This window comes from Xanthomonas sp. LMG 12459, assembly GCF_009192905.1.
In the GTDB taxonomy this organism is placed as follows: domain Bacteria; phylum Pseudomonadota; class Gammaproteobacteria; order Xanthomonadales; family Xanthomonadaceae; genus Xanthomonas_A; species Xanthomonas_A sontii.
In genome coordinates this window covers 1-7,807 of the sequence record NZ_NSGT01000008.1, presented here as the reverse complement: position 1 = coordinate 7,807, position 7,807 = coordinate 1, and the positions used below count along the sequence as shown (strand labels likewise).

Annotated in this window: 7 protein-coding genes; 3 read left to right on the top strand and 4 right to left on the bottom strand. The window is 67.6% G+C overall.

The annotated features are described in order from the left end of the window. Nucleotides 1–121 precede the first annotated feature (121 nt). Nucleotides 122–976: an IclR family transcriptional regulator gene (locus CEK65_RS02325; protein ID WP_017910111.1), complete on the bottom strand. Its 855-nt coding sequence runs from the start codon at nucleotides 974–976 to the stop codon at nucleotides 122–124. A gap of 404 nt (nucleotides 977–1,380) precedes the next feature. Between CEK65_RS02325 and CEK65_RS02320 the strand changes: the two genes are divergently transcribed. From CEK65_RS02320 to CEK65_RS02310, 3 genes are all read left to right on the top strand, one after another. Then, the gene (locus tag CEK65_RS02320; RefSeq protein WP_039728364.1) at nucleotides 1,381–1,851 is read left to right on the top strand and encodes a hypothetical protein; all 471 of its coding nucleotides are present in this window, start codon (nucleotides 1,381–1,383) and stop codon (nucleotides 1,849–1,851) included. 105 nt (nucleotides 1,852–1,956) lie between these two features. Further along, complete coding sequence (locus CEK65_RS02315; protein WP_152180639.1) at nucleotides 1,957–2,760, top strand: YiiX/YebB-like N1pC/P60 family cysteine hydrolase; 804 nt, start codon at nucleotides 1,957–1,959, stop codon at nucleotides 2,758–2,760. A 133-nt stretch (nucleotides 2,761–2,893) separates the two neighbouring features. Further along, nucleotides 2,894–5,158: a methyl-accepting chemotaxis protein gene (locus tag CEK65_RS02310; RefSeq protein WP_193314666.1), complete on the top strand. Its 2,265-nt coding sequence runs from the start codon at nucleotides 2,894–2,896 to the stop codon at nucleotides 5,156–5,158. A gap of 254 nt (nucleotides 5,159–5,412) precedes the next feature. Here the strand turns inward: CEK65_RS02310 and CEK65_RS02305 are convergent, their stop codons facing one another. The 3 genes from CEK65_RS02305 to CEK65_RS02295 form a co-directional block, all read right to left on the bottom strand. Continuing rightward, on the bottom strand, nucleotides 5,413–6,315 hold the full coding sequence (locus CEK65_RS02305; protein WP_152180637.1) for a manganese catalase family protein: 903 nt from the start codon (nucleotides 6,313–6,315) through the stop codon (nucleotides 5,413–5,415). 121 nt (nucleotides 6,316–6,436) lie between these two features. After that, nucleotides 6,437–6,943 (bottom strand): ferritin-like domain-containing protein, encoded by a 507-nt coding sequence (locus CEK65_RS02300; protein WP_150409582.1) that lies wholly within the window; start codon nucleotides 6,941–6,943, stop codon nucleotides 6,437–6,439. A 71-nt stretch (nucleotides 6,944–7,014) separates the two neighbouring features. Beyond that, the gene (locus tag CEK65_RS02295) at nucleotides 7,015–7,527 is read right to left on the bottom strand and encodes a ferritin-like domain-containing protein (RefSeq protein ID WP_152180636.1); all 513 of its coding nucleotides are present in this window, start codon (nucleotides 7,525–7,527) and stop codon (nucleotides 7,015–7,017) included. Nucleotides 7,528–7,807 lie beyond the last annotated feature (280 nt).

The following is a 7,807-nucleotide window of genomic DNA, read 5'->3' as shown; positions in this document are numbered from 1 at the left end:
GGGGCTGTGGTGGGCATGAGCATCGTGGCTGCCTTTCGCAGGACAAGGGGACCCCGACGCGGGCGCCGAAGCGTCCACGCAGCGAGACCGACAGAGAGGGCCGGGCGGTGGCCCGGGCGGATCAGGTGCTGGGGGCGGTCACGGCAACACTCCCGCTGGCCTGGATCGCGAAGGCGATGTCCTTGGCGGCCAGCAGCGTCGGCTGCAGGGCGGTCTCCAGCAGTTCGGCGTGGCTGGTGCGCACCGACGGCGCGGCGACACTGATCGCGCCGAGCGGATAGTCGTCCGCATCCAGCACCGGGACCGCCAGCACGCGCAGGCCCTCCGTCAGCATCGACTCCAGGATCACGTAGCGGTCGCGGCGGATGCTGTCGAAGGTGCGCCGGATCGTGGCGATCTCCGGCGTCTGCGCACCCTGCACGTCGACCCCGGTCACCCGCGTCACTTCCGCCGGCGCCAGGTGCGCCAGCATCGCCAGGCCGATCGCCGTACGGGTGCTGGGCACCGTGGTGCCGATGCGGATGTCCACGCCCAGGCGGGTGATGCCGGCGCGCACGCGCTCGATGTAGAGCACGTCGGGGCCTTGCAGCACCGCGAAGCTGGCCGCTTCGTTGACGTCGCTGACCAGCGTGCGCAGCAGCGGCCGCACCACGCTGCGCAGGTCGCGGCGGGCGATGGCGTGGAAGCCGAGGTCGAGCACCTTCAGGGTCAGGCGGAAGCGGCGGCTCTCCGGCACGCGGTGCACGTAGCCCAGCTCGACCAGGGTGTTGAGCATGCGGAAGGTGGTGCCGGGATCGAGCCGGGCCAGGGCCGCGATCTGGCTCAGCGACAGTTCCTCGTGCTCGGACGAGAACGCCTCGAGCACGCGGAAGCCCTTGGCCAGCGACTGCACGGTGCTGCGCAGCTTCTTGTCCCCGGCCTCGTCGCCGTCGTCGGGCGCGGCACTGGCCGCGCGCTGGGAAGTCGTCTTGATCATCTGCAGTTCCTGGAGGACCCGGGGGAATCGCCAGCTTGCTCGACCCGCCCGATCCTGTCGCTTGACAAGTGAATTTCGGATTGCGAAAATAATTTCGAAATTTCATGCCAAGACTCCGCCCGGGCGCTCGATGCGTCAAGTTGCGGCGCAACATGCGTGGGCGGTTCGCCCTGCGCGTCGACGATCCGTGGTTTCGAAACCTCCGAAAGACGCGTCATCGCCTGCTGGGAGTTGCGTAGGCTCAAGGCCATGCCGCGCCGGCGCGCGATGTCCGTGCTTGGGGCGGCGCCTATCGCGAGGCGGGTGGCGTCGCGTCTGTATCGCCAGGTAGACGAACGCGGCCGTGCGCGGCGATGTCAGCCGTGCTGGCAGACAGCGGCATGGCGGCATCGATACCGTGATGCATGGCTCGAACGACCCGACAGACGCCGCCCCCGCCGGCGCAGACATGGTGGCAAGCACTCTCGTTCAAGCGCACCGCCGCCGAGGTCTCGGCGGTGCTGGTGGTGATCGGCGCGACCTACGGCTTCGTGCAGTACGTGGAGGTCAAGCCGCTGCAGCGGCAGCTGGCCGAGGCGCAGGCCGGTGCCTGCGACGCCAAGGCCGCGGCGATGTCGCTGATGCTGAGTCTGTTGCCGGGCGAGAGCCGCACCCTCTTCGATGGCGCGCTGACCATCGCCAATCTCACGCCAGCGCAGGACGATGCCAAGGTGCGGCTGCGGATCGCGCCGCTGGGTGCGGCCGCGGTCGACAAGCTCCAGCCGGTGCCGGGAGACCGCTTTCTGGTGCAAGTGCCGGGCCGTGGCCGCTATGCGGTCTACCTGCGTTCCAGCAGCGCGCAGTTCGTGGAGCTGTCGATCCTGCGGCAACCGTGAGCCGGTCGCTGGCGCCGGCACGCCATTCAAGAAATCCAGCGCATGGCCGCCATTGCGGATAGCGGAGCCGTTTCGCCGAAGCGGCCGTCCCTCGGGGGAACGCGCATGCTGTTCTTGCCACGTTTGCTGGGCCGCCACCTGGCCAAGTTCCTGTCCAAGCCGCGCCGCCATGGCTCGCAACTGCCGACCAGCCCGCCGCAGCTGTTGCGTGCCACGCTGCGCAAGGGCGACGTGCTGCTGGTCGAGGGCAACAGCCGCTTCTCCACCGCCATCAAGTACCTGAGCCAGTCCACCTGGTCGCACGCGGCGCTGTACATCGGCGACCACGTGGCCGCGCTTCCCGGCGAGGAAGCGCCGCTGTTCTGCGATGTCGACATCAACGTCGGCGTGCGCCTGGTGGGATTGAGCGAGTTCGCCGGCCTGCACACCCGCATCTGCCGTCCGGTCGGGTTGAGCGCGCAGGAGATCGAGACCGTGGTGGAGTACATGGTCTCGCGGGTCGGCAACAGCTACGACCTGAAGAACATCTTCGATTTGGCGCGCTACCTGATCCGCACGCCGCCGCTGCCGTCGTCGGTGAAGCGGCGCTTCCTGGAGCTGGGCAGCGGCGAGCCGACCCGGGCGATCTGCTCGACGTTGCTGGCGCAGGCGTTCGGCGCGATCCGCTATCCCATCCTGCCGGAAATCGACCAGGCGCCGCCGACGGGAAGCGATGCCGGAGAAGACGCGGAGATCCTGCATCCGCGCCATCACAGCCTGACGCTGCCGCGCGATTTCGACGTCTCGCCGTACTTCAACGTGGTCAAGCCGCGCTTGCAGCAGGGCTTCGATTTCCATCGCCTGGTGTGGGAGCCGCACGCCGCCGGCGTGCCGTCCGCGAGCGCGCCGATGGATGCCGCACTGGCCTGACGGAAGCCGGCTGCAGCGTGAAACTGTGGTGCGCGTTGCTCTGGCGAAGCACTTCGCAGTTCAAGTTCGAGCGCGCGCTGGCCGATACAAAATTCCGTTCTCTGCTTTCTACGCCATGAATCCCATCCAATTTCTGCGCCGCCATATCGCCAATCTGCCCATGGCGCGCAAGTTCATCGTGCTGTGCACGCTGATCGCGCTCGGCGTGATCCTGCTCGCCGTTGCCGCGGCGCGCCTGCAATATCTCAACCTGATCGATGCGCGCAAGCAAAGCGTCAAGACCCAGGTCGACATGGGCCTGAGCGTGATGCAGCACTACGCCGATCTGGCCAAGCGCGGCGAGATGACCGAGGCGCAGGCGCAGGCAGCGGCCAAGGGCGCGCTGGCCGACATGAAGACCAACGGCGGCGTGGACTACTTCTTCATCGTCGACCCGCAGATGCGCATCGTCATGCATCCCAAGCGCGCGGTCGGCACCGACATGAGCGGCTACAGGAGCGATGCCGGCGAGTACGTGTACCGCGACATCCAGACGGCGGTGCGCAGCGGCGACGGTTTCAGCTACTACACCGCGCCCAAGCCCGGCAAGTCGGTGCAGCTGCCGAAGATCAGCTACGCCGCGCTGTACCCGCAGTGGAACTGGGTGCTGGCGATGGGCGTGTATGCCGAGGACATCCAGGCCCAGGCGATGGGCTTCACCAAGATCCTCACCGTGATCGGTGGTGGCCTGGTGGCGCTGGTGGTGGGCCTGTGCTGGTTGATCGCCGGCGCCATCGTCGCACCGCTGCGCGGCGCCACGCGGACCGCCGAAGCGATCGCCTCCGGCCGTTTCGACAATCCGATCAAGGTGGAGTCGCGCGACGAGACCGGGCAGCTGATGACCAGCATGCAGCAGATGCAGACCCAGCTGCAGCGCTTCAACGGCGAGATGCAGACCCTGGTGCGGCTGCAGCAGGGCGAGGACATCAGCCACCGCATGCCGGAGGACTTCCCCGGCGACTATGGCACGCTCGCACACGGCATGAACACCGCGCTGTTCGAACACCTGGACGCCATCGTCGAGGCGATGGCGATCATGGACGAGTACGGCCGCGGCGACCTGCGCCGCGACATGCGCCGGCTGCCGGGACAGCGCGCCGCGCTGCACGAGGCGCTGGACGTGGTCAAGGCCAACCTGTCGGCGGTCAACGGCGACATCGCGCGCCTGGCCGATGCGGCCGCCCGCGGCGACTTCACTGCACGTGGTGACGAGGCGCGCTACGCGTTCGCGTTCAAGGAAATGGTGGAAGCGCTGAACCGGCTGATGCGCCAGGCCGACAGCGGCCTGGCCGACGTCGGCCGGATCATGGGGGCGATCGCCGATGGCGACCTGTCGCAGCGCGTGGACGTACGCTACGAAGGCGCATTCGGCAAGCTCGCCGACGCCGCCAACCGCACCGCCGAGCAACTGACCGGCATCGTGCAGGGCATCCAGCGCGCGGTCGGCTCGATCAACACCGCCGCCAGCGAGATCGCCAGCGGCAACAGCGACCTGTCGGTGCGCACCGAGCAGCAGGCGGCCAGCCTGGAAGAAACCGCCGCCTCGATGGAGGAGCTGACGTCCACCGTGAAGCAGAACGCCGACAGCGCGCGCCAGGCCAACCAGCTGGTGCTGAGCACCGGCGAGGTGGCCGAGCACGGCGGCCGCGCGGTGGAGGAAGTGGTGGCGACCATGGCCTCGATCAGCGCCGCGTCCGCGCGCATCGCCGACATCATCGGCGTGATCGACGGCATCGCCTTCCAGACCAACATCCTCGCGCTCAATGCGGCGGTGGAAGCGGCGCGCGCTGGCGAACAGGGCCGCGGCTTCGCCGTGGTGGCCTCGGAAGTGCGCTCGCTGGCGCAGCGTTCGGCGGCCGCGGCCAAGGAGATCAAGACCCTGATCTCCGATTCGGTGCAGGAAGTGGAGCAGGGCTCGACCCTGGTCAACCGCGCCGGCACCACCATGAGCGAGGTGGTCGCCTCGGTGAAGCGGGTCACCGACATCATGGCCGAGATATCCGCGGCCAGCGCCGAGCAGAGCGCGGGCATCGACCAGGTCAGCAAGACGGTGATGCAGCTGGACGAGGGCACCCAGCAGAACGCGGCATTGGTGGAAGAAGCCAGCGCGGCGGCCAAGAGCATGGAAGATCAGGCGGCGGAACTGGCACGCGCGGTGGCGGTGTTCCGCCTCGCCGGCGGTGCCGCCATCAGCGTGTCACCGGCCCCCGCGGCCAGGCCGCAGCCGGCCAGGTCGGCAGTGCGGGCTGTCGCCGTCGCCACCAAGCCCAAGCCAACGGTCCCGATGCGGCAAGCGGCGGCCAAGCCGCGCCCGATCCAGGGCGTGCCGGCGGACAGCGCGGAGTGGGAAGAGTTCTGAGCCAGCGCGGCGTGGTGGCGCCTGCCGCCACGCCGTGTTCGCCCAGTCGTTGCATTCCAGGGGCTGGCGAACGCGCGATGAGGTCATGCATCTCGCTGGGGCTGGCAATCCAAGCCGGTGCATGCGCCGCACCGGCAGACCGGCGACTGAACGGGGTTGCCGCGAAAGGGGCGATCACAGCCCATGCTCTCTCGCACGAACGCCGCGATGCTTGCGCATCGCGGCGTTCGTGCGAGGGGGCCTGCAATGGCGCGCTAGCGCGCCACGCTGCCCTTGGTCGAACCGGCACCCGGGCCGGCACCCAGATCGGCACCGGTGGTCGGGTCGCTGTCCGGCTGCGACAACGTACGCGCCGCCAGCGCCTGCACTGCGCTCTGTTCCAGTTCGCTCAGGCCCACGCGGGGCATCCCGCTGCCGCCATCCACCGCCACCTGGCGATTGCGGTCGGCAATGGACTCCCACTGGCTGCCGCTGTTCCAGGGCCCCTGCATGTCGCCGTCGCCCTGCGACATGTCGTAGTAGCGGTCGGTAAAGGCCGGATCGCCCGGCAGCTTGCCCGGCGGGAAGTTCGGCTCGATCGCGTACAGCGCCTTCTCGAAGGATTTCTGGTGCGCTACCTCGCGGGTCATCAGGAAGGTCAGCGCATCGACGATGCCCGGATCGTCGGTGACGTTGATCAGGCGCTCGTAGACGATCTTGGCGCGCGCTTCGGCGGCGATGTTGGAGCGCAGGTCGGCCGTCGGCTCGCCGATACTGTCCACGTAGGCCGCGCTCCACGGCACGCCACTGGAATTGACCAGCGCCGGGCCGCCGCCGTAGAGAATCTGCTGGGTCTGGCTGGTGTTGTTGTTGAGGGTGAGGTTGCGCATGTCCTCGGCTTCGGCCATGCCTTCGGACAGCACCGCCTTCGGTCCCTGATTGAGCATGGCGATGATCGAGCCGATGATTTCCAGGTGGCTGAGCTCCTCGGTGGCGATGTCGTAGAGCAGATCCTTGCGGCCGGGATCGACCTCGCCGATGGCCTGGGTGAAGTAGCGCATCGCCGCGGCGAGCTCGCCTTGCGGGCCGCCGAACTGTTCCAGCATCAGCGAGGCCAGCGCCGGGTCGGGTTGTGCCACGCGGACCGTGTACATCAGCCGCTTGTTGTGCATGAACATGGGGTTCTCCTGGAGTGCCGCCCGAACGTCGTGACGACGCAATGGCGCGACCAAGGGCCGCGCGTAGGGGATAGGCGTCTGGGACGCCGCGACCCGCGCTGGCGGGCCGCGGCCGGGGCGGTCAGGCCGCCTTGCGCTTGCGTGCCGCCTCTTCGTTGCCGCCCTGCTCGGCCAGCAGGGTCAGCTTCTCGTCGGTGGACTTCTCTTCATTGAGCGTTTCCAGCAGCAGGCTCAACGCATCGTCCATGCCCAACTGCTTGGCCATGGCGGCAAGTGTGCCGTAGGAGGCGATCTCGTAATGCTCGACCTTCTGCGCGCCGCCGATCAACGCGGCATCGCGCACCGGGCCGGCTTCGATCGACTCGATCACTTCCTTGCCTTCTTCCACCAGGCCTTCCATGGCGGCGCACTTGATCCGCTTCAGGCGCAGGTTGCCGTTTTCGACGATCTGGTCGATGCGTTCGATCTGGCCCTGGGTTTCTTCCAGGTGCGCTTCGAACGCCGCGCGCAGCGCCGGGTTGGTGGAGGCGCGTGCCAGCCTCGGCAGGGCCTTGGTCAGCTGCTTCTCGGCGCTGTAGATGTCCGACAGCTCGTGGATGAACAATTCGTCGATGGTCTTGACGGCCATGGGGAGTCTCCGGTCGATGATGGTGGGTGCTGCGGGGGAATGCGCACGCGTCGTGCGGTGCACGACGACGCTCAGTGCTTGGCGGTTTCGCCTTCGGTGCGTTCGCGCTTCATGAACGCCAGGATCGTGGCTTCCTGGTGCTCGATCAGCCACTCGGCCATGGCGATTTCCTGGTCGAGGATGGCGGCGCAGATGTCGGCGATCTCGGTCTGCCCGGCTTCCTTGGCGGCGATCACCAGGGAACGGTAGCTGGCGATCTCCATATGCTCGAAGGCGTAGCTCACGCCCAGGCTCTTGGCCACCTCGTCGCTCATCATCGAATTGCCGGCGGCGTGCACCGAGGCCATCACGCTGGCGACGGTGCCCTTGATCGTCGGGATCGAGCCGTCCAGGATCTCGATGCAGCGCTTGACCTGTTCGGATTGATCGCGGGTTTCGTTGACGTGCTGTTCGATGCGCGCTTTCAGCTGCGGGTAGTGCTCCAGGCGGCCGGCGGTGGCAGTGAGCATGGTGTTGGCCTCCTGCTCCATGGCGTAGGCGTCCTGCAGCCACTTCAACAAGCGTTCGGTGTTGCTTCGGGTCATGGATATCGCTCCAGATGGTGTGCGCGACGCACCTGCATCGCATCGCGCGTCCGTGTGTTTTTCCCCTGCGCGATCAACCTAGACTCACCGCCGTTAGAGCAGTTGCAGCGCAGAGTGAATGCCGTGCGAGATGCCGTGTGAGGAGATGTACACGGTGGCGATACGCGTGACGCGCGGGTGCTGCATGTCTTTGCGCTCGCGCTCTTAGATACCGTCTCACCCCCTAGCAGGCAAGGCCCCTTTTCGGATCGAACGCCGTGCCCGATTTGAGAACGCCGTA

What these genes read in the sequence shown, in the direction of transcription:
- CEK65_RS02325 (WP_017910111.1), bottom strand. Translation starts at nt 976, where the DNA reads ATGATCAAGACGACTTCCCAGCGCGCGGCCAGTGCCGCGCCCGACGAC.
- CEK65_RS02320 (WP_039728364.1), top strand. Translation starts at nt 1,381, where the DNA reads ATGGCTCGAACGACCCGACAGACGCCGCCCCCGCCGGCGCAGACATGG.
- CEK65_RS02315 (WP_152180639.1), top strand. Translation starts at nt 1,957, where the DNA reads ATGCTGTTCTTGCCACGTTTGCTGGGCCGCCACCTGGCCAAGTTCCTG.
- CEK65_RS02305 (WP_152180637.1), bottom strand. Translation starts at nt 6,315, where the DNA reads ATGTTCATGCACAACAAGCGGCTGATGTACACGGTCCGCGTGGCACAA.
- CEK65_RS02300 (WP_150409582.1), bottom strand. Translation starts at nt 6,943, where the DNA reads ATGGCCGTCAAGACCATCGACGAATTGTTCATCCACGAGCTGTCGGAC.
- CEK65_RS02295 (WP_152180636.1), bottom strand. Translation starts at nt 7,527, where the DNA reads ATGACCCGAAGCAACACCGAACGCTTGTTGAAGTGGCTGCAGGACGCC.